At 45.8% G+C, this 26422-nt stretch carries 23 protein-coding genes; 5 read left to right on the forward strand and 18 right to left on the reverse strand.

Features of this window, described 5'->3' with window-relative positions; translation table 11 throughout:
- The first annotated feature begins 5 nt into the window (after window positions 1-5).
- Entirely contained in the window at window positions 6-578 is a 573-nt protein-coding gene (locus BACPLE_RS14000) for a manganese efflux pump MntP (protein WP_007563088.1), read from the forward strand.
- Between the two features lie 4 nt (window positions 579-582).
- Window positions 583-1596 carry an FAD:protein FMN transferase gene (locus tag BACPLE_RS14005; protein ID WP_007563090.1) on the forward strand — a complete coding sequence of 338 codons (1014 nt, stop codon included), beginning with the start codon at window positions 583-585 and terminating at the stop codon, window positions 1594-1596.
- 254 nt (window positions 1597-1850) lie between these two features.
- Here the strand turns inward: BACPLE_RS14005 and BACPLE_RS14010 are convergent, their stop codons facing one another.
- From BACPLE_RS14010 to BACPLE_RS14045, 8 genes are all read right to left on the reverse strand, one after another.
- Window positions 1851-2756 carry a DMT family transporter gene (locus BACPLE_RS14010; RefSeq protein ID WP_007563094.1) on the reverse strand — a complete coding sequence of 302 codons (906 nt, stop codon included), beginning with the start codon at window positions 2754-2756 and terminating at the stop codon, window positions 1851-1853.
- A 102-nt stretch (window positions 2757-2858) separates the two neighbouring features.
- Entirely contained in the window at window positions 2859-4205 is a 1347-nt protein-coding gene (locus tag BACPLE_RS14015; RefSeq protein ID WP_007563096.1) for a sensor histidine kinase, read from the reverse strand.
- A 12-nt stretch (window positions 4206-4217) separates the two neighbouring features.
- Complete coding sequence (locus BACPLE_RS14020) at window positions 4218-5576, reverse strand: sigma-54-dependent transcriptional regulator (RefSeq protein WP_007563099.1); 1359 nt, start codon at window positions 5574-5576, stop codon at window positions 4218-4220.
- A 40-nt stretch (window positions 5577-5616) separates the two neighbouring features.
- Window positions 5617-7104 (reverse strand): TolC family protein, encoded by a 1488-nt coding sequence (locus BACPLE_RS14025; protein ID WP_007563101.1) that lies wholly within the window; start codon window positions 7102-7104, stop codon window positions 5617-5619.
- Window positions 7105-7173: 69 nt separating this feature from the next.
- Window positions 7174-7839 (reverse strand): ABC transporter ATP-binding protein, encoded by a 666-nt coding sequence (locus BACPLE_RS14030; RefSeq protein ID WP_040313299.1) that lies wholly within the window; start codon window positions 7837-7839, stop codon window positions 7174-7176.
- A 64-nt stretch (window positions 7840-7903) separates the two neighbouring features.
- Window positions 7904-9199: an ABC transporter permease gene (locus BACPLE_RS14035; protein ID WP_007563105.1), complete on the reverse strand. Its 1296-nt coding sequence runs from the start codon at window positions 9197-9199 to the stop codon at window positions 7904-7906.
- Window positions 9200-9220: 21 nt separating this feature from the next.
- Window positions 9221-10534, reverse strand: a complete 1314-nt coding sequence (locus BACPLE_RS14040; protein WP_040313244.1) for an ABC transporter permease — start codon at window positions 10532-10534, stop codon at window positions 9221-9223.
- 90 nt (window positions 10535-10624) lie between these two features.
- Window positions 10625-11875: an efflux RND transporter periplasmic adaptor subunit gene (locus BACPLE_RS14045; RefSeq protein ID WP_007563109.1), complete on the reverse strand. Its 1251-nt coding sequence runs from the start codon at window positions 11873-11875 to the stop codon at window positions 10625-10627.
- A 214-nt stretch (window positions 11876-12089) separates the two neighbouring features.
- On the opposite strand from BACPLE_RS14045, the gene BACPLE_RS14050 reads away from it, so the two are divergent.
- Window positions 12090-13379, forward strand: a complete 1290-nt coding sequence (locus tag BACPLE_RS14050; protein WP_007563111.1) for a putative DNA modification/repair radical SAM protein — start codon at window positions 12090-12092, stop codon at window positions 13377-13379.
- Window positions 13380-13415: 36 nt separating this feature from the next.
- Here BACPLE_RS14050 and BACPLE_RS14055 read toward each other — a convergent pair whose 3' ends face one another.
- A complete protein-coding gene (locus tag BACPLE_RS14055) occupies window positions 13416-14483 on the reverse strand; it encodes a linear amide C-N hydrolase (protein ID WP_050792101.1) in 1068 nt (355 codons plus the stop codon).
- A gap of 133 nt (window positions 14484-14616) precedes the next feature.
- On the opposite strand from BACPLE_RS14055, the gene BACPLE_RS14060 reads away from it, so the two are divergent.
- Complete coding sequence (locus BACPLE_RS14060) at window positions 14617-15384, forward strand: TIGR03915 family putative DNA repair protein (protein WP_007563114.1); 768 nt, start codon at window positions 14617-14619, stop codon at window positions 15382-15384.
- Here BACPLE_RS14060 and truA read toward each other — a convergent pair.
- Together truA and BACPLE_RS14070 are read right to left on the reverse strand one after the other, a co-directional pair.
- The gene (gene truA / locus BACPLE_RS14065; RefSeq protein ID WP_007563116.1) at window positions 15381-16139 is read right to left on the reverse strand and encodes a tRNA pseudouridine(38-40) synthase TruA; all 759 of its coding nucleotides are present in this window, start codon (window positions 16137-16139) and stop codon (window positions 15381-15383) included. The two genes, BACPLE_RS14060 and truA, sit on opposite strands and share 4 nt — an antisense overlap.
- Before the next feature lie 13 nt (window positions 16140-16152).
- Window positions 16153-16821, reverse strand: a complete 669-nt coding sequence (locus BACPLE_RS14070; protein ID WP_022053623.1) for a DUF5715 family protein — start codon at window positions 16819-16821, stop codon at window positions 16153-16155.
- A gap of 192 nt (window positions 16822-17013) precedes the next feature.
- On the opposite strand from BACPLE_RS14070, the gene BACPLE_RS14075 reads away from it, so the two are divergent.
- A complete protein-coding gene (locus BACPLE_RS14075; RefSeq protein WP_007563120.1) occupies window positions 17014-18090 on the forward strand; it encodes a YeiH family protein in 1077 nt (358 codons plus the stop codon).
- Between the two features lie 62 nt (window positions 18091-18152).
- Here BACPLE_RS14075 and BACPLE_RS14080 read toward each other — a convergent pair whose 3' ends face one another.
- The 7 genes from BACPLE_RS14080 to BACPLE_RS14110 all read right to left on the reverse strand — a co-directional run bounded on the left by BACPLE_RS14080 (window position 18153) and on the right by BACPLE_RS14110 (window position 26337).
- Entirely contained in the window at window positions 18153-19001 is an 849-nt protein-coding gene (locus tag BACPLE_RS14080) for a helix-turn-helix domain-containing protein (RefSeq protein ID WP_007563122.1), read from the reverse strand.
- Entirely contained in the window at window positions 18998-19567 is a 570-nt protein-coding gene (locus BACPLE_RS14085; RefSeq protein ID WP_007563124.1) for an HdeD family acid-resistance protein, read from the reverse strand. The genes BACPLE_RS14080 and BACPLE_RS14085 overlap by 4 nt, the downstream gene beginning before the upstream one ends.
- A gap of 89 nt (window positions 19568-19656) precedes the next feature.
- The gene (locus BACPLE_RS14090) at window positions 19657-21750 is read right to left on the reverse strand and encodes a cytochrome c biogenesis protein CcsA (protein WP_007563126.1); all 2094 of its coding nucleotides are present in this window, start codon (window positions 21748-21750) and stop codon (window positions 19657-19659) included.
- 5 nt (window positions 21751-21755) lie between these two features.
- Window positions 21756-22913: a Rid family hydrolase gene (locus BACPLE_RS14095; protein ID WP_040313302.1), complete on the reverse strand. Its 1158-nt coding sequence runs from the start codon at window positions 22911-22913 to the stop codon at window positions 21756-21758.
- Window positions 22914-22932: 19 nt separating this feature from the next.
- On the reverse strand, window positions 22933-23658 hold the full coding sequence (locus BACPLE_RS14100; RefSeq protein ID WP_148374568.1) for a hypothetical protein: 726 nt from the start codon (window positions 23656-23658) through the stop codon (window positions 22933-22935).
- A 13-nt stretch (window positions 23659-23671) separates the two neighbouring features.
- Window positions 23672-24886, reverse strand: a complete 1215-nt coding sequence (locus tag BACPLE_RS14105) for a porin (protein WP_007563131.1) — start codon at window positions 24884-24886, stop codon at window positions 23672-23674.
- Between the two features lie 26 nt (window positions 24887-24912).
- Entirely contained in the window at window positions 24913-26337 is a 1425-nt protein-coding gene (locus BACPLE_RS14110) for a di-heme oxidoredictase family protein (RefSeq protein ID WP_007563134.1), read from the reverse strand.
- Between the last annotated feature and the right edge of the window lie 85 nt (window positions 26338-26422).

The raw sequence follows: 26422 nt of genomic DNA on the forward strand, positions 1-26422 counted from the left end.
TTCACATGAATTTAATTGAAACCATTTTATTATCTATCAGTCTGGCTATCGACTGTTTCACCGTATCCGTAACCAGCGGAATTATTCTGCACCGTATCCAATGGGGCACATTTTTACGAATGGCTTTTTTCTTCGGTCTCTTTCAGGCACTAATGCCCTTCTTGGGATGGTTAGGTGCCAGTCGTTTCCAGCATCTGATTGAAGCCTACGACCATTGGATTGCCTTTGCCCTATTGGCATTTTTAGGTATCCGCATGATACGTGCGCAATTTAAAGAAGAAGAAACCGCTTCCTTCAACCCTACCAGCCTGAAAGTGACACTGGCATTGGCTGTAGCCACCAGTATTGATGCATTGGCCATCGGTATCTCGTTTGCCTTTGCCGGATTCAAGCAATTGGAAAGTCTTTGGATGCCTCTGACCAGTATTGGAATTGCCTCTTTCGTACTCTCACTAGCAGGAAGCCTCATCGGCGTATTCTTCGGTAAGCGTTTTCACCTGCGGGTGGAAATCTTCGGCGGACTGGTGCTGATTGGCATCGGTATCAAAATATTAGTAGAACATTTATTCTTGCAATAAAATCATGAACAAAAACAACTTAAAATGGCAGTTGCCGTTTCTTGTATTGCTCATCGTAGGAACGGTACTAATTCTGAGAAAACAATCTCCTTACCAGACCGACCAGGGACTGGTATTCGGTACGGTCTATAAAATTACTTACCAGTCATCCGAAAACCTGAAAGAAGAGATTGAGAAAGAACTGCAGAAAGTAGACAACTCTTTGTCGCCGTTCAACAAGCAGTCGGTCATTACCCGCATCAACCACAATACAGACATGCACGCCGACAGCCTGTTTGTGTATGTATTCAATATGGCCAAAGAAATCTCCAACGAAACCGGAAAGGCTTACGATGTAACCGTGGCTCCGTTAGTCAACGCCTGGGGATTCGGCTTCAAGCACTCTCAGTTTCCTGATTCGCTGACCATCGACAGCCTGCGTCAGTTCGTAGGTATCGACAAAGTACAGCTTAATGCAGAAGGAGAAGTAGTTAAAGCCGACCCGCGCATGATGCTCGACTTCAGCTCTATCGCTAAAGGGTTTGGTGTAGACTGTGTAGCACGCTTGTTCGACCGCAAAGGTATCAAGAATTACATGATTGACATTGGTGGAGAACTGGTACTGAAAGGACAGAACAGCAAAATGGAAACCTGGCGTATCGGCGTGAACAAACCTATTGACGATTCTTTGTCTGTCAATCAGGAACTGCAGACCGTATTAGAAATTACCAATGCCGGTATGGCTACTTCAGGCAACTACCGTAACTTCTATTACAAAGACGGAAAGAAGTATGCACATACCATCGACCCTCGCACAGGATATCCGGTACAGCACAATATTCTTTCATCTACCGTCATCGCGAAGGACTGTGCCACAGCCGATGCATACGCCACTGCCTTCATGGTACTGGGCCTGGATTCAGCCAAGGCCATCTGTAGTGCACATCCTGAACTGGACGCCTATTTCATCTACTCGGACAAAGACGGAAAATTACAGACTTACTCTACCGAGGGTATGAAGAAATACATGCGAAACTAAAAAAGGCCTTGTTCAAGACAGGATATAAAAAATGCCGGAACGTAAAAAGTACGCTCCGGCATTTTTCATCTTATCAAGATACTACACCAGCCTTCTTCAGGCAAAAGGACCCGTCACAATCTTCTTTTCCCAGTACTTCTTAGGAAGTACTACAGTACTGCCGTGAAAGTACCAGAGTACTGATTAGAAAGTACTGGAGTACTGCCAAGGAAGTACTGACACATCTCCAGTCGGTTCAAGAAAAGACCTTGTAATTATCCTAATACATTTCCTAAGTAGAGGAAGAACATACCAATCAGCACTAAAATCAGATCGACCACCTTACTCTTCAGGTTCTTCTCACGGAATATCATGGCACCAAACAGGAAGGAAACCACCACGCTTCCCCGTCGCACCATAGACACAATGGAAATCATGGCCCCGTCCATACCAAGCGCATAGAAATACACGAAATCAGCCGCCGACAAGAATACGGAAATCAGGATAATGCACCAGTCCCAGTGAAACGGTGTACTGCTTTTCCGCTTGGGCCACCACAGGAACATCAGCACTCCTCCCATCAGGAAAAGCTGGTACACATTGTACCATGCCTGTACCACCATGTTGTTGAAGCGTCCCATCAGGTATTTATCGTACAAACCGCTGACAGCACCTAACACAGCCGCCAGCACCACAAACCAAATCCATTTGTCGTGCTTGAAATCGATTCCTTCCTTCTTTCCCGAACGGCTCAGCATGAAAAATGAAATGATGGCCATCAGCACACCAATCCACTGGTACACATTCAGGCGCTCACCAAATATCAGCAAGGCACCTACCAGCGTCATGACCGGACGAGTAGCATTGATGGGGCCGACAATGGTCAAGGGTAGGTGTTTCATACCGAAATAACCGAAAGTCCACGAAGATAGCACGATAAACGATTTCAGGATAATGAACTTATGTACCTCCCAACCTGCTGAAGGCACGTAGAAAAGTGTATCCTGCAACGCCTCCGGATGAAAGTACGAAACTAAAATAAACGGTAAAAAAATCAGACTCGAAAAAAGCGTATTCAGTCCCAGTACCGGAAGAACCGCATTGTTTGCCAATGATTTTTTCTTGAAGACATCATAAAAGCCCAGCAACGCCGCTGAGCAAAAAGCCAGTAATAACCACATGTTTCTTTACGTTAAATCGAATTACAGCCTGCAAAATTAGGCAATAAAGCCGTGACTGACAAGTTTATTCCACAGAACCTTCTACCATTTTTCAGAAAGCGTTTACAATGTATATTTATCCGTGTCCTTCCCTTGCTCCGGACGTCGTTCTGGAAATGAAATACGAAAACGTGTCAGACCATCAGCATAAGTCCGCAAAGAGAATGTACACCCCAGTCTGGTCAATACTTCCCGAATGAAAATCAATCCGATACCTTGCCCGTTAGGCTTGGTCGAAAAGAACGGACTGAACAATTTCGTTTCCACCTCCTTACTGATACCTTTTCCGGAATCGGCAATTTCAAGCATGACCGGAGATACTGATGTACGAATAAAAATATCCCCTCCCTGCCCGATGCTTTCTGCCGCATTCTTAATAATATTCACCAGTACCTGTTCAAACAGAACCGTATCAATCCACACTTTCGGGTTCTCCATACATAACTCATTATGCAGCGTAATCTGCCGTTCCCGACAGATTGTTTCCATAAACATTCCACAAGCTATCACCCGGTCATTCAGCCTCACCAGCTCTATATTGGGGTCCGGAATCTTCACTACATCGGCAAATTTGGTAATAAACTGACTCATCCCCCAGCAACGCTCCACACAAACTTTCATCACTTCCTGCAAATCGTTAGTTTCTTCCTCCAATGTTTCCAATGCTTCTCCAACGGTTTCCAAAGTAGAAGTAATGCCGGCTGTGGTATTATTCACCTCATGGGCTATCATCCGAATCACCTTCTCATAGGCCTTTTTCTCTGCTTTCACCACCTCGGTGGTTAAACTTTCTACCAATATGAACGGATGAGCAAACCCTCTGTCCACAAATGAAAGCCGGGAGCAGCGGTAAATTTTGGCATCACTTAAACGGATGGTATCTGTGGTATCCTTAGGTAAACGTGCCACTTCTTCTGCCAAGGGCGAATCCAGTTCGTCCAGCCGTTTTCCCATTAATTCCTCAACTGAAGCATATCCCAAAAACCGCAACGCCGCCGCATTCAACATAGATATCTGCTCGTCGAAAGTCAAAATAATCACTCCCATGGGTGATACATTAATCAACAAGTCTAAGAAATGATTCTGCTCACGCAAACGCAGACGTTCGTTCTTCAACTGATCCATCATCCGGTTAAACATCTCCACGATGCGGTCTGCTTCAGCCTGACCTACCGAAGCCAAACGGCTGCTGAAATCTTGTTCACGCAACAGGTCCATTCCACTTGCAATGCTATTGAGCGGTTTTACAACTTTACGATAAAAATAGAACAAGACTATCAGGCTAAAAGAAATCACACCTTCTCCCACATATAAAAGCATGCTCTTTGTATTCAGGGTGAAAAATAACAAAATGCTCCACGCCAATATGAGCAACAAGCCCAACAGGAAAAACAGCGTTCTCAACCTCATAAAACCTTCTGATCAATCATTAAACGAAATTCCGTATTTTTCCAGACGACGATACAAAGCCGCCCGGCTGATGCCCAGTGAAAGAGCTACCTGAGTCAAATTATTATCATGCGTATCCAACGCCTGAAGAATGGTACGTTTTTCCAGTTCCTCCAATGTAAGTCCTTTTGCATTCGCAACAGAGTCTGTAGCAACTGAAGCCGGATGATACTGTGACTGAAAATCCTCTGCCGTCAGACAATCTTTTCCACACACCAACAAGGTACGCTCTACTAGGTTCTTCAGTTCCCGGATATTCCCGGGATAAGACAAACGACTTAAAAACTCCAAGGCATCTTCGGAAAGTTTCACCAACGGCAATCCGTCCTCACGGCATCTGTTTTCCACAAAATGACGGGCCAGCAAAGGGATATCCTCACGCCGTTCACGCAAGGCCGGCAGATGAACCGCAATCAAATTGATGCGATATAACAAATCCTCACGAAACGTGTGTTCACGCACCATCTGCTCCAGATTAGCATTAGTCGCACAGACCACCCGTACATCTACCTTTCGCGGACGACTCTCCCCCAACGGTTCAAACGTCTGCTCCTGCAGCACCCGAAGCAACTTTACCTGACACGACAAATCCAATTCACCGATTTCATCCAAGAAAATCGTTCCTTTATCCGCCAGTTCAAAACGTCCTTTCCGGTCGGTTACCGCATCGGTAAAGGCCCCTTTCTTGTGCCCGAACATCTCACTTTCAAACAAAGTTTGAGAGATGCCTCCCAAGTTTACTTTCACAAAAGGTTTGTTTCTGCGCAAACTGTTCAAATGAATCGCCTCAGCAATCAGTTCTTTTCCTGTACCGCTCTCACCTGTTACGAGCACCGAAGCACTTGTTCGGGAAACTTTCTTCACCGTTGCCAGCACAGCTTCCAGTGCCTTGCTCTTGCCAATAATGTGGCTGCGGTCGAAATCCTCATCTTCCATAGTCGAAGTATCGGCCACTTCCTCCCTGGACGTCAGTTCCAAAGCCGTTTCAATACGTTGCATTAACGCCGCATTATTCCAGGGTTTGGTAATAAAATCAAAAGCACCAGCCCGCATCCCTTGTACAGCCAGCGGAATGCTTCCCCAAGCTGTCATCAGAATAACCGGTACATCCGGACAAAACAACTTAACCTGTTTCAATAAAACCAACCCTTCTGCCCCATCGGTCGAAAGGCTGAAATTCATATCCATCAGTATTAATTGCGGTGTCACAGAATGTATCGCTTCCATTGCCTCTTTAGGCCCAGACACAGCCTGTACTTCATACTTCGCTCTCTTAAGCATAAAACTCAACGAAGAGCGAATGGCACTATCATCATCTATTATCAATATCATAATACGACAAAAGTAAATATAATTTTACAATAGCAAGAGGTCAATGCTTCACAATCTTCTCAAAATCGGCCTCTATGCCCGTTCCTGCCACAAAATCCCAAAGTGTAAGACTGCGTAGCTGATAATAATAATACCAGTAGTAAAACAATTCATTGATGTGTTTACGGCGAGCCTCATCCTTCTGGCTTTGTGAATCGTTCAAATCCAGTGTAGAAATCTTACCTATCAGAAAAGTCTCCACATTGGTATGATAACGCTTACGGGCAATCTGGTCAGCCTCATCGGCCAAATGAAGCTGAGTCTGCTGGTTGTTAAACTGCTCTACCAATACAAACAGGTTCTGATTGAAATTCATGGTTTCCTGACGTAGCTTACTCTCAGTAACCTCCCGGTTACTCTGTGCCACTTTTACCTGTCCGCGACGTTTACCCCAGTCCAGAATCGGAATTTTAAAACCAATCTCAACCACCTGATTATCTTTCAGACGACGATAAGCCGTATCGAAACGACGGTCTGTTCCTGTAAATCCCACCTGGGCAAACAGCGTGATTTCACGCATGTTTCCCTTGGCCTTGGCTACTTCATAATCGGCTTCCAACTGCCTGCGGCGAATATTTTGAGCAAATGAATTATTGGCCAAGGCCTTGGAAAGCACATCTGCATAGTCCAGGCGGATTTCGGGTATTGAATCCGGAATCTGAGGTGTCAACTCCTCATACTCTCCCAATGCTAAGAAAGAACGCAAGGTAAACATGTGACTCTTCAAGGAACTTTCATTGGAAGTAAGCGCAGAACGTGCATCCAGCACATTCAATTGCAACTGTAACAAATCATTTTCACTAATCTGCCCCATTCGCCGTTTAGTCTTGGCCACTTCATACAGTTTTTCCGCATTTTCCAGATTCTGCTTAGCAATAGCTACATTCTCACGGGCCAGTAACAGATTGAAAAAATAATTGATAGTGGTCATTGTGACCTCTTCCGTCGCACTCAAAAATGCTGCCTTAGCCTCCGCATAACGCACCGGCTCAATCCTACGGTTCCATTTTGTCTGATTCACTCCAAAAACAGGCTGATTTAGGGTCAAAGCCAGTGGAACCGACATAAAACGATTGTCAGAACCGCCATCCATCTGCCGCAGAAAATCGAGGGAAGTATTCAATGAAAGTGTACCTCCCGTAAACCAGATATTCTGGTCGATGGACAACTGTCCGTTCATCTGCATGTAGTTATTTCGTACATACGTATAGGAACCATCATTCTGCTGGTACGAAGTATAACCTTTTTGATAGGAAGGAAGGGTCGCTGTAAAGTTCACTTCCGGCAATAGCTCTGCACGGAAAGTACGATATTCCCAATAGGCCGTTTTCAGTTCGTTTAAAGCGACAGCCGCATCCACACTTTGTACCCGTGCCAGCATGATAGCTTCTTCCAGTGTCAATGTATGCGTTTCTCCCATCGGCACTGCGGTCACTCCCTTACTACAGCAGATAAAAAGAGAAAATAAAATCAGCAGGTTCCGTTTCATAATCTTCGATTCATTTTGTCATACAATGTTCATCCTTCACACCACTCTTCCCCTATCAACCATTTCACCTTATCCTACCTGCCGGCCATCAAAGAACCGCACGATACGTGACGTTTGTTTAGCCTGTTCCTCATTGTGGGTAACCATGACGATGGTACGCCCATCTTCCTGATTAAGCTTGTGCAGAATTTCCATAATTTCCGCTCCCATCCTGGAATCCAGGTTACCGGTCGGTTCATCAGCCAATACAATTTCCGGATTTCCCACAATGGCCCTGGCTATAGCCACACGCTGGCACTGTCCACCCGAAAGTTGTGACGGCATGTGATGCATACGATGGCTCAACCCCACTTTGAGCAACACCTCTTCGGCCAGTCGACGACGTTCCTTCGCTGAAACGTCACGATAGAGTAAAGGCAATTCCACATTATCCAGCACATTCAATGAATTGATCAGGTGGAACGACTGAAAAACAAATCCCAAGTTCCGGTTGCGAAAAGCTGCCAGCTCCTTGTCTTTCATTCCCTCTACTTTCACCCCCGCAACCTGAATAATACCGCTGGTAGGGGCATCCAGCAGTCCCATAATGTTCAACAAAGTAGATTTTCCACATCCTGAAGGCCCCATAATGCTGAGGAATTCTCCTTTTTCTACCATGAGGTTCACATTTTCCAATGCCTGAGTCTCTATTTCATTGGTCCGGTAAATCTTGTTGATTCCGGTTAATTCTATCATATTCATACTCATCTTATTTAAAAGTTTACTATTATATTCGCATTCAAACGAATCTTTCCATATTTTATTCATCCCTCAATGCTTCCGTAGGCGAAATGGAGCTTATCCGGCGGGCAGGAATATAAATGCCTATCCATACCACCAGCAGCAGAATCACGTACACCATCAGCGATACTAGGAAGAAATGAAGTCCAAAATTGTCTACCCAACTGGGTGTAACAGCTTCCATCAAAGAACTTCCCGTATTCAGTCCCTCACTAAATGCATATTGCAGATAAATGAAACAGCCTATGAAGGTAGCCAGCGTGGTCAGTGCCGTGCCCTCTCCTAAAAGCAACAGACGAATGCGATGCGGTGTCGCTCCATAAGAAAGCATCACGCCCACTTCTTCACGACGGGTACGAGTCTGCATCCAGAAAGTACCAATCACTCCCAGACAAAGATTGACCAGAAAGAACAAGGCAATGCTTAGGCTACGACGATAAAGCACAGTAGAATCACTGAATTCACGTGCCGCATTGATTTCGTCGTATGACTGCAATTCGCGGGCATAAAGATTCCCTATACGTAGCTGACGAAGCATCCAAGGACGAAAATCATGCAAGAAACGCTCCATACGCACTCCTTCTTTCAAACGAACAACAATCCTCATATTGTCCAGGCTGGAACGTATATCCGGATTCTGCAGGGGCATAAATACAATCGGCACAGGACGTTTGTCACTCAAATACTTACATGATTTCACGGTTCCCTTCACCGCCGTATAACAAGTATCTGTTCCATTCACTTTCCAGCAACGCTGATTGCGATATATGTGCGTGCGGAACATACCTTCCAGCAAATCTTCCGTCATAATATAATAGTCCCCATTGTCCAAATCGGACAACTGAGCCGCACTCATACTCCCCTTGCCAGACTGGAAGCCATAGGTTTCAAAGAAATGGGTATGAGGCAAAAATTCGATAAATAAAGCCGTATGAGCCACTGAATCACCTTCCGCTATAAAGCTGGAAGTTCCAGTTCCCATTGCACCAGGATACACAAAAGAAAGAACGGGAGTTGCCTGTTCCACATCGGGATGCTGCCGGGCACGGTCCACCAGATTCAAATAAGTCTGCATCAACGAAGCCGAATCAGCTGCTTGTGTCTCATACCCGGGAGCTTCCTGAGGAAGCATACCCACAGATACCATACAAAGACGATCTGCATCATAGCCTAACGGAAGATGTCGCTCATAGGTCACCACCATCACTGGATCGAAAATGTACCAGGAAAGAATTGCCACTAATATCAGTTCAGCCAGCAGCCATCCGTTACGACGACGACGGCTCCAAAGATTTTTCAAAATCAATTTCCACATATCCACCAACTATTTTTCAGATTATCTTTTTTCATACAATGAATACACAATCGGCTTGCGCAATGATGTCCATGCCGGCCACAAAGCAGACAACAGGTTAAGTATCAGACAAAGCACAAACGCCACAATAAACACTACCGGTGCAAACAGCATTTCACCTGATACATACAGATTAGCTCCTTCGGCAATATCCATAGGCCACGAATCGAACAACATAAAAATCCATTCACGACCCACATAAAGCATACTCCATGCCACCAACAACCCCAGTAAGCCTCCTACCAATGTAAGAAAAAAGTTTTCCCACATCACCTGCGATAACAATGTACTCCTACTCGCACCAAAAGCCTTACGTACTCCCATCTCCGACAGACGACTCTCCATACGGCTGGCTATCAGCCCACTCAGGTTTAAAGATGGTACAATCAAAAGTACCAGTAGCATCAGAATCAGATGACCTGCCACCTTCCAGGAACTAAAACTTGTATCGGCCGGATAATCTTTAAACACACTGAGTGTATGCGAAGTGGGCTGTTCCCATAACTCCATCTGCCACTGCCCTTTATACTGTGCATTTACTCTTCGGACCAAATCCCTGATTTCAGTGCGTAAGGCTTCTGCCTGTGCATTATCTTTTACTAAAAAAGTAACATTAAACCGACCACAATAGGGAAAACTGGAGGTACTGGGTTCCTTATAATTCAAGCCGACTGAATAAGGCACATATATCTGTGCATACGATTGGCCGGTCAAGAAGCTTGCTCCACGTACCACTCCACATACGCGATAGTTCACATAATCCATTGAAAACGAACGTCCCACAACGTCTTCGGTAGTACCGAACAGACGACGGGCGATGTCATCGGATATCACGGCCGTATGAATACCACTTGCCAAATCGGCCTCCGTAAACGGATGTCCCTCCAGAAACTGCAACTCATAGATACGGAAAAAAGCCGGGTCTACCAATTTCTGTACCGGACGAAAATCGCCACTCCGATCGGCAGGCTGTACATAATAGTCCGTCGCATTGCCGAAACATGCAGAAACTTCCACCACATTCTTAAGCGGATAAATCCATTCCTGCAAAGCCCGATACGACAAAGCGGCCTGATAAGTCATTGCTTCCTGCTCGGACTTGAAACTGACATGAGTCAGATACAACGTGTTGTCCCGATTCCTTTCAGGATATATAGGAGCCAGTTTCACGTAATAAACTACTGCTACTATAACCGTCATCGCAATGGCCAGTCCTGTACCAGCAATGTAGAGCATACTGAACAGACGGTTCTGTTTCAGTAACGTAAAAGCTTGTGTCAAATAGGTTCTTCGCATTCTCATAAAAATCTCACTCTCATTAAATTTTGTACCATATCAACGTATTTTTCATCTTTATCTTATCTCAAACTTGCCAATCCATAAACCTTAGTGTTTCAAGTTTATCTTATGCTTATTCTTATACTCTTTCATATCACTGACTACCACACGGTCGCCCGGTTGAAGTCCCGAAACTACCTCCACATATTCAAAATTAGAATCTCCCAGTTCCACCTTCCGCTTGACCAGTTCCTCTTTTCCATCCCGTACAAAAAGTTCATACTCTCCTTTTCCCACGTAATAACTGGCATTCTCTATTCGCAATACGCCCTCTTTCACGGCATTCATCACATACACATCCACTTTCAGTCCCGAACGCAACCGGCGGTGATGGTCATTAGACAGCTGCACAATAAAAGAAATCACTCCATTTTTAGATAAAGGCGTCACACTGCTTATCTGTCCTTCCAGTTTTTCATTGCCTATCTTTACGATGGCCCGTCCTCCTGCCATGACCTGATCAGCATAAGTATCGGCAATATCTGCTTCCACCTTAAAGTGACTCAGGTCTGAAACCACAGCCAATCGGGTACCTTCCGTCACCTGCGCTCCCACCTGATCATTAATATAGGTAAGAATGGCTTTCCTTGGTGAACGTATCTGCGCATCCTCCAAGGTTCGCTTCATCTCCGCCATCTCCTTACGGAAAATCTCATATTCCAACTGTTTGACCTTCAAGTCGGCAGCTTTCACCTGACGCTCATTATCCAACTGCTGACGAAGCTGTTCCAATTCCAGCCTGCCCGTCTGATAATTCAATTCCGCTTGCCGCACCCGGTCAGTCGTACCAGAACCCAAGCTATCAAGATATTGCTCGTTCCGAAATTCCACCTTCATCCGGTTCAGCTTCATAGCCGATACCTTTACCTGCATTTCCAAATCACTGAGATACGTTTGGTTATTAATCTCCAACTGCTCCAGCTGATAACGTTTCATCTGGTCCTCATCCTGCAATTTCTTATATTCAGTCTCGGTACTCTGTAAATCCAGTTTCAGCAACGGAGTACCTACATCCACACTGTCTCCCCCTTTTCCATACACCTCCACAATACGCGAATTAATCGGAGTATTGATTATTTCTTCAAAGGCTGGTACTACTTTTCCCGATGCACTTACACTCACCTCAATGGTTCCTCTGGTCACTTCTGAGAACACCAGTTCACTCTCTTTCACACTGCTGCGCGTCCATGAAAAAAGCAAAACCAACAATATCACGCATCCGGCTCCAATACTACCATATTGTATAATCTTCTTATTGCGTGCCTTTATTCGTACTTCTTTTGATATTTCCCGATCCATATTTTTACGTTATATCCGCATTTTCTGAATGCAACATCCATGCCAAAACAATAAACAACTGATTTACAACATAAAACCAATTTTAAGAAGTGTCCGATATCGGACACTCTGTTCGGTTTTACACACATTATGTACGTTTTTTACGAGAAATCTCACAGAAGCATTGCACATATCCGCAACTCTCTCTACCTTTAAATCTGAAAATAAAAGGGAAATGAACGAACTGGTAATACAAAAACTAAAAATCCTGACTGAATCCGCCAAATACGACGTGTCGTGTGCTTCCAGCGGTACTTCCCGCAAAAACACACGGGGAGGAGTCGGCAATACAGTAGGAGGATGGGGCATCTGTCATAGCTTTTCAGAAGACGGACGCTGCATTTCCCTGCTCAAAATTATGCTGACCAACTACTGCATCTACGATTGTGCCTACTGCATCAACCGGGTGAGTAACGACATTCCACGGGCCACTCTTTCCGTTACGGAACTGGTGGAGCTGACCATGGAGTTCTACCGGAGAAATTATATAGAAGGACTGTTTCTCAGTTCGGGAGTAGTACGTAATCCCGACTACACCATGGAACGCCTGGTACGGGTGGCCAAAGACCTGCGGCTGGTACACCGTTTCAATGGTTACATCCACCTGAAAAGTATCCCCGGTGCCAGTGAAGAACTGGTACGGGAAGCCGGACTATATGCCGACCGTCTCAGTGTCAATCTGGAGATTCCGACAGAAAAGAATTTAAAACTGCTGGCACCGGAGAAAGACCACCAGAGTGTGTATCTTCCGATGAAATACATCCAGCAAGGCATACAGACCTATCAGGAAGAGCGCAAGCACTATCGTCACACTCCCCGCTTTGCTCCTGGCGGACAAAGTACCCAGATGATTGTAGGAGCCACCCCCGAAACTGACAAGGACATCTTGTTGGTATCTTCTTCGCTGTATGAAGAACCTACCATGAAACGAGTGTATTATTCAGGCTATATTTCGGTAAATACGTATGACAAGCGACTTCCTACCTTGAAGCACCCGCCTCTGGTACGCGAAAACCGTCTATATCAGGCCGACTGGCTGCTACGTTTCTATCAGTTCAAGGTAGACGAAATAGTGGACGACCAGAGTCCTAATCTGGACTTGGAGATTGATCCGAAACTGGCCTGGGCCCTTCGCCATCCGGAGTTTTTCCCCGTCAATATACAGACCGCCGATTATGAAGCCATCCTGCGTGTGCCGGGCATCGGAGTAAAATCCGCCCGCCTGATTGTAGCTTCCCGCCGTTTCTCCCGTATCGGATTCTACGAACTGAAGAAGATGGGAGCCGTCATGAAGAAGGCCAAATACTTCATCACCTGCAATGAACTGCCCGACAAGACCATTCATGAGCTAGGTGCCTACGGAGTACGGAAACTTCTGCTCCCTACTCCCCGCAAGAAGATAGACGAGCGTCAGCTGAGTTTCGACTTTGGAGATACAGAAGAAGCTGCCCCCACAAACGAGTGAAGGCAGCTTCCTTACTTTTATGCATTCTACATTTTTTCAGCGGATTGACACTTCCATTACAGGCTGTTCCTTTATGGTATCCAATGGTACCGCTCTATACTTGACACGCTGAAAATCAATCTTGTTCAAATCAATACTACGTATAGCAGAATTATACATGGTACGATAATAAATCATCCGATGCCGCATATCCGTGGCCGAAGTCCACTGTGTAGCACTTGGGATATTGACAGGCACTTTTCCTTCCGAGAACTCAATTCCCAATGGAATATCAAAGTTGTTCAAAATCTGAAATCCTTGAAGTACGGTCTGACGGGCATTGTCCTGCACAGGGGCTGTAGCCTGATAAAAGGCAGCCCGTACAAAACGGGAAGGAGGAGTCACATCACCGGGAATGCCCAAGAACCCACTTCCAGCTCCGAAAGAACGAAGAGCTACATTCCCTAACGATTGAGGTTGGGCACTGCCCGGATACAGATTGACGTAATTATTCAAGTTGGTCAGTTGCCATTCAAATCCCGGAGAGTTAGTCAGTACTCCTAAGTTGTTTTCAAAGAAATGCAGTTCACCATCTACGATTTCCAATACCACCTGACGTCCTGATACATCGGCAAAACGCCAATGCACAGTCGATGCACGCGGGTCAATGGCCACTACATGTACCTGCTTCAGGCTTTCCACCACTTCATCCACCGTCTTGCAGTTGCCTAATACCCAGGAAACCAACTGTAAATCGGCAATGGAAGACGACTTATATTCTGCTTTATACGCTTCATACTGTCCGTAATTCGGGAAATAGAACAGACCGGCAGAGAGACCTTCTTCGTTCAAACCTTCTGCCACAAACTCCTTTTGTTCTACCGCAAGGCCCACATATCCATATTTTGCCGTAAATTTCATGCCATCCTGTCCACCGGGCACATACGACTGAACCGTATAACCACGTGGCACTACCACATAGCAACTGTTCAAGTCACTTCCACCCCATTCAATGGTACGGGCAAGAATGCGTGTGCTGTCTTTTGCTGTCAAGGTGATACCTGTGCAAGCCTGAGCAGGCTGTGACTGGAAGACGGCCACTGTGGCCATCAGTCCCAAGAGCATAGATTTGTAATTCATCATTTAATCTGTTTTTATTATATAACAAAAAACTGTTCCTTTTGTTTCAGTTTATCGTTTTTACTACTTTTGCTCCCTGAAATCCTCTATACACAAAGATACGAAATTCTCATAAACCATGACAGTTTTTCAATACGATTCCACTTTTGAAGGTCTGCTTACCGCCCTGTTCGATGCCTATTATCGCCGGACTTTTCCTGACCTGCTGCTTACAGAGAAGGAACCGTTTCCACTTTTTCATGAGGAGGTACATCAGGTGGTAACAGATGCGGAAAAGACAGAACGGGTTTGGAAACTGTTATCACGTAAACTTTCCCGAAGAGCACTTGCTTCCCTTACCTATTGCTGGCTCTCGGAAACACCGGAAGCTGCCATGCTCCTTTTTCGCTACATGCGGAAAGTAACCGATGCACCGGCCTCTATCGAACAAAATTTCGCAGACCCGGATGTGTTAGGAGTGTATCAACTCAGCAAAAAAGTAGCGGACGAGCGAATGAGGGTACTTCAGTTCATGCGCTTTCAAAAAACAGCCGACCAGGTATATTTCGGTATCATGGAACCTCTTTACAACGTCTATCCATTGACCATCCATCATTTTCGCGACCGGTTTGCCGACCAGCCGTGGATAATCTACGATGCCCGCCGTCACTACGGCTACTATTACGACCTGAAAGAAGTCAGCGAAATCACATTTGAAGACTCTCGTGCTGCCTTCCTGCGACACGGGAAGTTGGAAGATGAGCTGCTGGATAAAAACGAAAAGCTTTTCCAGGAGGGCTGGAAAAGCTATTTTCACAGTGTATGTATTCAATCCCGACTGAATCCCGTAAAGCACAAAAAGGATATGCCGGTCCGTTTCTGGAAATATCTTACCGAAAAAGACTAACCCAGCGGGAACAATTCATCTGGATAGCCTATATCGACCAAAAAGAGTGCATGTCCCGGTACGGATGTACCTGCACTGCAACGGTTCTTCTCTTCTATCACCTTCCGGAAACCTTCCACCGAAAGTTTGCCGCGTCCCACTTCTACCAGCGTACCGACAATGGCCCGAACCATATTCCGCAAGAAACGGTCAGCCTGAATGGTAAATACCCATTCCGTTTCGCTTACCTGATCCCAGTGGGCATGCATAATCTTGCAGTTATTGGTCTTCACATCCGTATGTAATTTGCTGAAGCTCGTAAAATCCGTGTAATCAAACAAGATCTGCGCCGCCTCATTCATCTTTGTAAAATCCAGAGGCTGGAACAATCGCCAGCAATATGCCCGGTTAAACGGATTCTTCTGTGTAGTGACGTAGTATTTGTACGTACGATAAGTCGCATCAAAACGGGCATGCGCATCCTGATTCACTCTCCGCACACGATACACTGATATATCCGGCGGCAGCAAACGGTTCAGTTTATCCGTCACCGTATCTTCATCCAGCATCCATTCCACATCAAAATGTGCCACCATCAGGCGGGCATGTACTCCGGCATCCGTACGTCCGGCCCCCACCACTTCAATGGCCTCATCCCGCAAGAAAGTATGCAGCGCTTTCATCAGCGTTTCCTGCACACTGCTTCCGTTAGGCTGTATCTGCCAGCCGTGATAGTTAGTACCGTCGTAAGCCAAATAAATGAAATATCTGAACATAGTTTCTTGAATTTTATCGGGCAGTAATATGGAAGCAACCTTGTTTCAATTCGTATTTCACATAGCAACGGTCTGCCTTACGAAGGTCACGCAATACTTCCGACAGCACCAGCTTCAATGTATCCGAGCTTACATCCTGCATAGGACGGCCATCAGGGTCTTCTACCTTCTCAAAACGCTTCCAGCTCACATCAAACGTAGTTCCATAAAAATGGCAGGAGTTCAGCGAAGCATTTCCGTTGGTTCTCCGCAGACGCTTTACGTCATCCTTCGTACGAGTCACGGACGTTACAATGATTTTATTGGGGTTCAGTCCTTTGTTTTCCAATGAATCCAAGAAATTAACTCCGATGGTATCCAGCAGCGCACTGGCCTGAGGTATCAGGTAGGGAATTGAATGCGTCAAAGAGTCCAGACCATACCGTTCACAAGCGGCAATTTCAATCAACCGGTCCTTCATTTCTTCCGCCTCTTCACGGGTACTGATAGGACGAATACCAATTTTCTTGGCTGTAGCCAGCTGTACATCATTCAAATCTCCGAACGAACGTTTATAGCTGATAACTCCCCTGATATTGCGCGGATTGTTCATTTTCATTGACATGTCCTTTTCCTTACATCCAGCCAGACAGATGCCAGCAAATAAAGCCACTGCCAGACATGACTTGATCAATAATTTCATTTCTTTTCCATTTTTAATTCCATGCAAAGATAGCATAAAAAGCAAGAAGCACAAAACCACCGAATAAAGGCCTAGACAATACACATTATTACTTTTAGTTATCACGCATAAAAAAATGTAAATAGGACATTCCATGGAAATCTTCTATCTTTGTGCCCGAAATAAAATCAAAATCACTAAAAACAAACTGATATGTTCAAGAAAGGAAACAGAGCCAATACCCTCCATGGTATTTTATTGATTGCATTATTTTCTTTTGCAGCTTTCTACATTGCCGAAATACCCTTCGTGAAAAGTCTTTCCTTCAGTCCGCTGATTGTGGGTATCATTTTGGGAATGCTTTATGCCAACAGTCTGCGCAACAAACTGCCTGAGACATGGGTTCCCGGTATCAAGTTCTGCACCAAGCAGGTACTGCGTGCCGGTATCGTACTCTACGGATTCCGTCTGACACTGACACAAGTAGCCGCCGTAGGACTCCCCGCAGTGGTTATCGATACCATCATCGTAGCCGGTACTATTTTCCTGGGTATCTGGCTGGGCAAACTGATGAAAATGGACAAAGATACGTCTCTCATGACAGCTACCGGTAGCGCCATCTGTGGAGCAGCAGCCGTACTGGGTGCAGAACCGGTGGTAAAATGTGAAGGACATAAAACGGCCATTGCCGTATCTACGGTAGTCATTTTCGGAACCATTTCCATGTTCCTCTATCCGATTATGTACCGTGCCGGTATGCTGGATGCACTGGGAGATACGGGAGTAGCCATCTACACTGGAAGTACCCTGCATGAGGTTGCTCACGTAGCAGGAGCCGGAAATGCCATGGACCCGACCGATTCATTAGGAATTGCCGGAACAGCTACCATCACCAAGATGATCCGCGTCATGATGCTGGCACCGGTACTGGTCATCATGAGCTTTGCATTGGCAGGACGGAAAAAAGCAAATCCTGAAGGTAAAGCCGAAAAGAGCAAAATCACTATTCCCTGGTTTGCATTCGGATTCATCGGTATCATCTGTCTGAACTCCTTGCTGCAATACCTCACAGGTGCCGAAACTGTAAAAGATATTCCGTTGAATGGTGCCATTGAGTACATCGATACCTTCATGCTGACAATGGCCATGACGGCACTGGGTACAGATACCAGTCTGGAAAAATTCAAACAAGCTGGTGCCAAACCGTTCTTGCTGGCAGGATTGCTTTACATCTGGCTGGTAGGCGGAGGATACTTGCTGACACAATATATCACTCCAATGTTTGGATAAAAGATAATCCTCAAAAAACAATAAGGGCAGGCGTAAACAAATTACACCTGCCCTTATTGTTTTTACATGTTCCGATACTGCTTGGGCGACATGCCTGTATAACGTTTGAAGTATTTCCCAAAGAAGGAAATGTCCGAAAAATTCAACGAATAGGCTATTTCCTGTACTGTCATATCCGTAGAACGGAGCTTAGCCTGTGCATCGCGTATGATGAACGAAGAAAGGATATCGGTCAAAGTCTTTCCCGTAACTTTCTTCACCGTTGTACTCAGATGTTGTGGCGAAAGATGCAACTTCTCGGCATAGAAAGATACATTGCGTTCCGTTTTATAATATTGCACAATAATACGAACCAACTCCTTTACAATTTCTTGATTTCGATTGTATCTCGGTGAATCTTCCTCCTCTCCTCTTTTCTTATATACGCCACCTAAAGAAAGGAGCAGCTGCGTATAAATCAAACTGATTTGCATTCCGCTCATTTCTTCTTTTATCTTCTGCCGACGAATCAAGAGACGGATACTATCCCGGAACAATTCATATACGTCTTTCTTCATCTCAATTACCGGTCGTTCGAATATATAAGGAGTATATTCCACAGTATAAGAAAACAATTTGGCTCCTTCTATCAGCTTTTTGGAAAAACCGACAAAAATAAACCGACAATCCTTACTCTGCTCCTGAATCTGAAAAAATACCCCTGGAAATATAATAGCCAATGAACCTTCCTTCAGATCATAATATGTCAAATGGATTTTTGTCCGGCAGCTTCCCCTCAGACAGAGCAGAAAAACACACCCCGGAAAAGGCGCAGAATTCTGGAACAAGCGGTAAAAACCACCCGTCATGTCTATACCAGCCACCATATCCTGGCCTTCCGGCAATAAATCAAGTCTGTCAAATCGCTTCATTCCTTAATTTCTTCTATAGGTGTCACATCTTGTATGTTCTTGTTCTTTTTACGGAAACGCAACAAACGGAACATATCCATCAATGCATATACAATGGAAGAAATTCCCAACACAATAAAAGGTATTTCAGCCGTAGCAAACGGATTGAACAAGACCGTAATTCCCGCTGCCAAAATCAATACGGGCACTACATACACCCCAAATGGAACCGGCATAAATGAACGAGCTGCAATCAGATTAGCCAGCTGACTGATACCACCCAAAACCAACAGAATGCCTAACACATACATCAGCACCCCGATAAAGAAAGAAGGCATGATAATCAACCATACACCGAAAAGTGTACTGCCTAACGCAACTATAGGAAACCCCGGACGAGGAGCATCTACCTTACTCTTGTTCAACAAGGCCAGATAAGAAAACAATCCAACCAGTCCGGGAATAAGGAACAACACCCCGATAGTAATTACCAGGTAACTCACTGCTACATCTGGCCATGTGACCAATAATATACCGATAACTAATGCACAGAGCGAACTGACTAATGCATAATTCAAAGATTTCATACTTCGTCCATTTTTAAATTCACTATCCAAAGGTAATGAAAAACTATCAATAAACAAATCATTCGCCCAAAAGGATAAAAAGCTATCACTTATCCGGCATAACTGTGCATTCCTCCGAGTACATAGTTTACGCCGAAATAGGTCATCAGTATGGCAGAGAACGAAACGATTAAAAACCAATGAAAAAAGTACGGATTTCTGAAACGAGGGATACTTTGCACATGAAAAGCCATTCCATAAAGCATGAAAGTAATCAGAGCCCAGACTTCTTTCGGATCCCAAGCCCAATAGCTCCCCCAGGACACGTTGGCCCATACCGCACCGATAAAAATTCCTATTCCTAAACACAACACTGCCGGATAAAGCAAGACCCGACAAAATAAAGTCAGCCGTTGCCGCTGCCAAGTATGCCGCCGAATACTCAGTGCCAGGATACTACACAGACACATCAAAGCAAATAAGGCATACGACACCATAATCAATGATACATGCAGACTCAGCCAGGGTGACAGCAATACCGGCATCAACGGGGTTATCTGCGGATTCATCTCGCTCAGATAAGCCACCAGCAAGGTAAAACCGGAAAGCAATAAACCGGTTGGAAGCAAAAACGAGAACCGCCGCTGCCAGATACAAGTACACAATAACAGAAATCCCGCTAAAAAAAGCATCGTTTCATGTCCGTTTCCCAAAGGAATCCGTCCTCCAATATACCAACGAAGCAAATAAGAAGTCCAATGAAACAGACAGGCCATCCATACAGCCCACACCCATATCCGTCGCCACCTACTACTCCAGTTTCTTGCCTTATCGCCTTCTTGCATCACATAGGAATAGACCCACCATCCCAAAGCCAGCAAACCTAAAGAAAGATTAGCCATAAACAAAACTTTAGTGAACGGTACCGCATGATAGAAAATCTCTGCACGTATTCTTAACGGCGATAACGGAGTGACACTTCCATCCTCCGGCAAAGGACGGATAAAAGTACCTTTCTGAAGCATCAGTACCATACCGACCTTCTCATCCAGTTCCAACACTTCTTTTTCCAACTTTTTTGCCCGATGGTTCTCCAACCAACCTTTCTCATGCGTATTTCGCACTTCGTCCTGTAGTCTCTGCAACAATCCCTCCAACCGATAGGTCTTTCCATCAAACAAGTCTACCAGTGCGGCATACTCCGATTTCAATCCCAATTCCTGCCTCAACCGTTCACTTTTCACCCGAAACATCAGTTCGTGCTGCCATTCTTCGGGATAAAGTAACCAACTGGCCACCACTTGTTCCGGTGTCAAACCATGATAAGAAGGTTTTCCGCTCAACTTGATTACAAAGTCACGGGCCAAAGTATGGAAGGGCGCCACACGGTCGTGGTATATCACCTGACTCATCTTCAGCTTTTCCGCATCCTGCCGGGCCAGGACACTGACCGGACGAGCTTGAGCCGTCAACTGGAAAGCACATACTCCCAGCCATACCAGTCCCATTTTTCTCCATAGGGGATGACGTAACAAGCGGAAAAAAGTCTCCCTCCGGCTGCCTAACAGCCATAAAGAAGAGAAAGCCAGACACAAATACCCGGCATAGGTTACAGCAATTCCCCAAGGGTCATAGTTTACACTCAACCAGCTTCCAGACAAATCCGGGTCGTATGATGACTGATAAAAACGATAACCCTCTACAGAAAGAATGTGATTCATTGAGATTACCTCTTCTTTCCATTTTCCATTCACTTTATAACTCACGTAACTCTTGTAATCAGAAGGGGCTTCCGTTCCCGGATAATAAACCACCCTGAAGCTGTCCAGAGAAAGACTGAAAGGCAACGCCCTCGCTTGCTGGTCGGAAGTCCGGATAAAACTCTTCACTTCTTGCCCTTGCATCAGATGCACATACCCTTTTTCACCTGTCAGATAGGTAAGCATGGCCCCTCCCAGTATCACTAAAAGAGAGCCATGCCACCACAAGACCGGGAGACGCTTCCACAGCCGGCATTTGCCACATGCCCGCACAAGCCCGAAAGCCAGCGCACCCCACAAGCCACAAAACCAACAAGCGTGATATATATGTGCCTGGACAAAAGTTGTTCCGTATGCATGCTCTAAAAAAGTAGCTATGGCCAATACTCCCATCAGCACCACATAAAGAACTACCCAGACGTTTTTCCACAGACGTTTTTTCATACAAACTAAAAATCAGGATACTGTGTATGCTTCATCATTTTTGTACCCATGCACTCCATCTCTATCAGCCAACCCGGACGGCAGACAGGAGCCAACAGAATCACTTTTGGCGTTTCCGGGAAACGCTGGTCGAACATCTCCCGCACCACGGCATAATCTGCCGCATCGCGCAGGTAAACCAACATCTGTCCGATGTCATCGAACGACATTTCTGCTTCCTTCAACAAGGCCTCCACGTTTTCCCACATACGTTCAGTCTGCCTCCGAATGTCGCCTGGATACACCACTTCACCCTTATGATTGATACTGGCCGTACCTGATATGAAAACCTGACGTCGGTCACCATAGTCCACATACGTACCACGTTCAAAACTTACTCCATACTCATACGTAGGATTCAAATGAGTCGGTGCATATAAATAATGAATCTGTTCCTGGTGGATACCCAACACGGCATACGTATCCATCTGTACCAGCACCTGTGTATCGGCATGACGCCCACCGATACCGGTACTGGCTATATAATGTGTTTGTGGTGTCAAATCCTGCGTCACAAACACTTCGTTACGGGCTTTTACCACTCCGGCATAATTCACATCTACATTCTGTACAAAAAACCAGGTACGAATGCAGTTCTCAGCCAGATGCCCACCCTGTGCAATCAGTTGCAGGATATAATCATTCAGCAACAAGCGGGTCTGGTATTCTGAATTAGCCGCCCGATTACAAGCCGAACCACCCCACAGATGGCGGTAAGCCCCGTGTGGCACTTCGAACAATCCGCTTTCCAGCGCACGACATTGCACACCGGATTGCAGATATACCCATAAAGCTATTTTTGTTCCGTTCAGCGGGGGCTGTTCCACAATCGAACAGGCACAGACTGAGCTTTCCGGCACCTGTACCGCCAGCCAGTCGGCCTGATTGGCAGCATCGCTTAAAAAATAACGCTTGAACACGGCAACAGATCCCTTCAACTCATTCTCCAACAGCTGATAATAGGTATCGAGCAAGGTATCCAATTGTTCCTGATACGTCAAAGAAGGCCGAGTAACGTGAATCATCACATGGTATTCAGCGACTCCTTCAGCCGGTTCAAAACATGAAATTTCTACTAATGTATTTTCTTGTGACTTGTGGTTTCGTAGTTGTTTGTGGCTCATATTCATACTATTTTAATATTCAAGGTTTGGCACCTCCATTTATCCAATCATCTATCAAGTTCAATAATACCGGCTCAGCCGAAAGAATGTCCTGATGGTCATGGTGCACGTGACCGTTTTCATGCAGTACCTGATACAAAAAGCTGTTTTCCGCATCTGCCGGTTTCACCCTCATGACTTCCGGATTCACTACAGACGGGACATTTACCAGCTGTTCATAGCTTTTTCCTGCAGTCAGGAACAAATGCCCTGCCGCTGAAGTGCTTCCTCCATGGCAACTGGCACAGCGGGAATCAAACACTTGCTGTTGCACAGCCTGGAACATGCCGACTTGCTGTGCACCCACGTCCATACGAATCGTGTCTTCTGCCGTTTCCGAGCAATCGACCCTGGCGAAGGTCACTACCCGCTCCCGAATGCGGTTAATCACGCACAATTCTATTTGAGTGACTTCATCGGTCACTCCCGACATCACCACCTGCACCGTACCATCTTCTCCTGCCTGCGAAGGCATCACATTGGCAGAAGTCAGTGCATATTCACTTTTCGCATCAAAACCGGCTACGGCTACCGTATATCCGGAAGGCCAGGTATCCATACCCGTTACCTTTCCGGTGAATTTCACCGTACGTCCGCCTTCTGCCGTAGCTGGCACCGCTTCATAGATACGTCCTTCGTCGCAGGAAACCAAGCATAGGATTCCCAGCCCCAAGAGTATCCATCCATACACATTTCTTTTCATCACACCCTCCTTCCTTTTAGAACGTGTACTGAAGCATCACCGTGGCATTATGGGTCGCTATACCCAAGTCGTCATTATCACGGTCAAGTTGTGTATCGTGCCCCCAGCGCCCTACAAACTGATACATAGCCTGTAATTTCAGGTTGCAGCCTTTAAAGAAATAGTTTACTCCCACGGCCGGCATATTCATGAATCCGTTTGTATCCATTCCGTTACGGTTGAAGAAATCATAACGTGCCGTAGCTTGCAAGCGGGAAGTCACAAAATAGCCTCCCTGTACGTATCCACCCAGGTAGTGATACCCCTGGTCAATTTTCTGCCGTTTGGTAAAGCCCACGTGCATGTAATACATTTCCGCTCCCAGATAGAGTTTTCTTTTCAACATGGCAAACTCCAATCCGGCACGGTAATCGTTCGTACTTTCGTTCTCACTCTCCACATTCAATGAAGTGGATACTCCCAGCATCAGTTTGTCTTCATTCAGCCGGTTAAGATTTCCCTGCGTAGAAGGCATCACTCCTTTGGGCATGTAGGTAAAGCGTCCGGCATAAAGTAAGGAAGGAATGTGCCAGTCATCACTGAAGGTCTTTCCTGCCGTATTCACCGAAATACCCGTACCATTGAAAAGTCCCACTTCATAACCAAACTTATCCGCCAGCAGACCGTGTACTTCCACTCCCAAGTCGAATCCCGTTCCGATATTGGGAGTCACGGCATTCAACGAATAAGGCAGAATCACCGGAGCGGTCAGCGACAGCGGTAAGGAGGGCATCAAGGTTTCTCCTAGCGTAGTCAGGTAGGCATGCGAAAAAGGTGTTTTAAACTTACCCACGCGGATAGAAAACTGTTTTTTCAGCTCCACATCGAACCAAGCCTGCTGCAACAAGGCTGCGCCCGTAGCCGCTGCATTCAGTGACAGATTGAACGACACTTTGCCAAAGGCTTTCCCTGTAAAGCCCAACACTGCATAAGGAATAGCAAAGCCTGAGTTAGCCACATTGTCCTGATTATAGGCCTTGTCCAGTCCTTCATCATCATACCAGTTGAAGTTGGCACTTGTCTGCACTAACAGATAAGGCTTGAACACAAAATCTCCTTTCTTAGAAGCGATGGTAAATCCTTCTCTCCCAGCCAACGACACGATACCATTTTCCGTATCCTCTTCATGTTGTGCCAGTGCTGTCAATGGCATTAGCGCAGACAGACACAAAGCAGTCAGTATTTTTTTCATAAGTTATCAGTTTCTATACTTAATGATTAAAGTGAATTTAAAAACGCAATCAAGGCATCACGGTCTTCCTTACTCATGCGTTTAAACAAGTTTTTCGAAGCTTCCGCCTCTCCTCCATGCCACATGATAGCCTCTACGAGGTTACGGGCGCGTCCGTCGTGCAGGAAATAGGTATGTCCGTTCACCACTTCCTGCAAGCCGATGCCCCATAATGGAGTGGTACGCCATTCATTCCCCCGGGCCAGACCACTTACGTAATTGTCGTTCAAACCCACACCCATAATTTCCGACCCCATATCATGCAGCAGAAAATCAGAATACGGATGGATGGTCTGATTGCCCAACCACGGTAGTTCCGTACCGTTCAGCAGTGTGGCTCCTCTTACTTTTGTATGCAGCGTAGTCACATGGCAAAGGTGACATTTCGCCTCATAGAATTTCTGTTCTCCTTTCTGTACCTGCGGATCATTCACATTCCGGCGGGCCGGCACACCCAGGCAGTGCATATACAAGTCCACATCCTCCATGTCCTCGGTCGACACGTCCAGCTGGTCGTACGAAAGTCCCATCATACTGCCCTGATCCATCTGTATCTGTCCCTCACATATCTCCTCAGGATAACGGCTGTTGGTCACCCCCATGTCACTGGAGAATCCTAATTCCACCGTCAAATCAGCATGCTGTGCCTTGTTGCCCGAAAGTCCCAAACGAGTTACTCCACGCTCACTGATATAATTGCACCGTCCGCTAATGCCGTATTCGGGGTAATTACTTTTGGCAGCCAATGCTTCGATTTCTTTCTGGTCGAGTGCCATCATCTGCCCCATTCCCACATGACGTAACGGTATACGGACAGAACAGAACAAATCTTCCGGACGAATACTGTCGGCATACCACTCCGTAATGGTATAGGTCGGCTTGCAAAGCTCATAAGTTTCTCCATCGGGAAATTCGAATGTCTGGTAGTCATACTTCACTGACAATTTTCCCTCCGGTTCCACCCCATAAATGGCCTGATCATGGAGCACACGGCCGTAGTTCTGGAAGAAGGCTCCGTTCTTTCGGGTGATATATACCAACATGGAAGAAAAACCGTAATTTCCTGAGCCACCTTCACTCCACAAGGTAGGCTTGGTACGTCCGGCATTGCGGTGACAACTTCCACAGGAATAACCGGCATACACGGGACCTAATCCACCATCCTGGTTACTACTGGTACGCACATCGTCATACAATCCATCTCCGTCGTTAAAACGGCTGCTATAAATACCCGACAGCCACGACGCTTCAAAATCATAAGCTTTCGAAGAAGTCAGAAAATTAGTAGCCGTACCGGCTGACAGTGCAAAGCCTTCCGGCAACTCCACGTACTGCTGGTCGGTTCCTTCTTTCTCACAGCTCCATAGAAAACAGGGGAAAAGTCCGTATAACAAAAGTTTTACTATTCTCATTTATTCTTCTCTTTTTCGGAAACATACAGAGGAAGTAAAGGAGGGCTTCCCCTTCTTTACTCCCCTGCCTGTCATTCATCAAAAA

Origin of the sequence: Phocaeicola plebeius DSM 17135, assembly GCF_000187895.1 — a bacterium.
Taxonomy (GTDB): domain Bacteria; phylum Bacteroidota; class Bacteroidia; order Bacteroidales; family Bacteroidaceae; genus Phocaeicola; species Phocaeicola plebeius.

Excerpts from the sequence above, each read along its gene's own strand:
- BACPLE_RS14000 (WP_007563088.1), top strand. The coding sequence starts at position 6 with ATGAATTTAATTGAAACCATTTTATTATCTATCAGTCTGGCTATCGAC.
- BACPLE_RS14005 (WP_007563090.1), top strand. The coding sequence starts at position 583 with ATGAACAAAAACAACTTAAAATGGCAGTTGCCGTTTCTTGTATTGCTC.
- BACPLE_RS14010 (WP_007563094.1), bottom strand. The coding sequence starts at position 2,756 with ATGTGGTTATTACTGGCTTTTTGCTCAGCGGCGTTGCTGGGCTTTTAT.
- BACPLE_RS14015 (WP_007563096.1), bottom strand. The coding sequence starts at position 4,205 with ATGAGGTTGAGAACGCTGTTTTTCCTGTTGGGCTTGTTGCTCATATTG.
- BACPLE_RS14020 (WP_007563099.1), bottom strand. The coding sequence starts at position 5,576 with ATGATATTGATAATAGATGATGATAGTGCCATTCGCTCTTCGTTGAGT.
- BACPLE_RS14025 (WP_007563101.1), bottom strand. The coding sequence starts at position 7,104 with ATGAAACGGAACCTGCTGATTTTATTTTCTCTTTTTATCTGCTGTAGT.
- BACPLE_RS14030 (WP_040313299.1), bottom strand. The coding sequence starts at position 7,839 with ATGATAGAATTAACCGGAATCAACAAGATTTACCGGACCAATGAAATA.
- BACPLE_RS14035 (WP_007563105.1), bottom strand. The coding sequence starts at position 9,199 with ATGTGGAAATTGATTTTGAAAAATCTTTGGAGCCGTCGTCGTCGTAAC.
- BACPLE_RS14040 (WP_040313244.1), bottom strand. The coding sequence starts at position 10,534 with ATGCGAAGAACCTATTTGACACAAGCTTTTACGTTACTGAAACAGAAC.
- BACPLE_RS14045 (WP_007563109.1), bottom strand. The coding sequence starts at position 11,875 with ATGGATCGGGAAATATCAAAAGAAGTACGAATAAAGGCACGCAATAAG.
- BACPLE_RS14050 (WP_007563111.1), top strand. The coding sequence starts at position 12,090 with ATGAACGAACTGGTAATACAAAAACTAAAAATCCTGACTGAATCCGCC.
- BACPLE_RS14055 (WP_050792101.1), bottom strand. The coding sequence starts at position 14,483 with ATGCTCTTGGGACTGATGGCCACAGTGGCCGTCTTCCAGTCACAGCCT.
- BACPLE_RS14060 (WP_007563114.1), top strand. The coding sequence starts at position 14,617 with ATGACAGTTTTTCAATACGATTCCACTTTTGAAGGTCTGCTTACCGCC.
- truA (WP_007563116.1), bottom strand. The coding sequence starts at position 16,139 with ATGTTCAGATATTTCATTTATTTGGCTTACGACGGTACTAACTATCAC.
- BACPLE_RS14070 (WP_022053623.1), bottom strand. The coding sequence starts at position 16,821 with ATGAAATTATTGATCAAGTCATGTCTGGCAGTGGCTTTATTTGCTGGC.
- BACPLE_RS14075 (WP_007563120.1), top strand. The coding sequence starts at position 17,014 with ATGTTCAAGAAAGGAAACAGAGCCAATACCCTCCATGGTATTTTATTG.
- BACPLE_RS14080 (WP_007563122.1), bottom strand. The coding sequence starts at position 19,001 with ATGAAGCGATTTGACAGACTTGATTTATTGCCGGAAGGCCAGGATATG.
- BACPLE_RS14085 (WP_007563124.1), bottom strand. The coding sequence starts at position 19,567 with ATGAAATCTTTGAATTATGCATTAGTCAGTTCGCTCTGTGCATTAGTT.
- BACPLE_RS14090 (WP_007563126.1), bottom strand. The coding sequence starts at position 21,750 with ATGAAAAAACGTCTGTGGAAAAACGTCTGGGTAGTTCTTTATGTGGTG.
- BACPLE_RS14095 (WP_040313302.1), bottom strand. The coding sequence starts at position 22,913 with ATGAGCCACAAACAACTACGAAACCACAAGTCACAAGAAAATACATTA.
- BACPLE_RS14105 (WP_007563131.1), bottom strand. The coding sequence starts at position 24,886 with ATGAAAAAAATACTGACTGCTTTGTGTCTGTCTGCGCTAATGCCATTG.
- BACPLE_RS14110 (WP_007563134.1), bottom strand. The coding sequence starts at position 26,337 with ATGAGAATAGTAAAACTTTTGTTATACGGACTTTTCCCCTGTTTTCTA.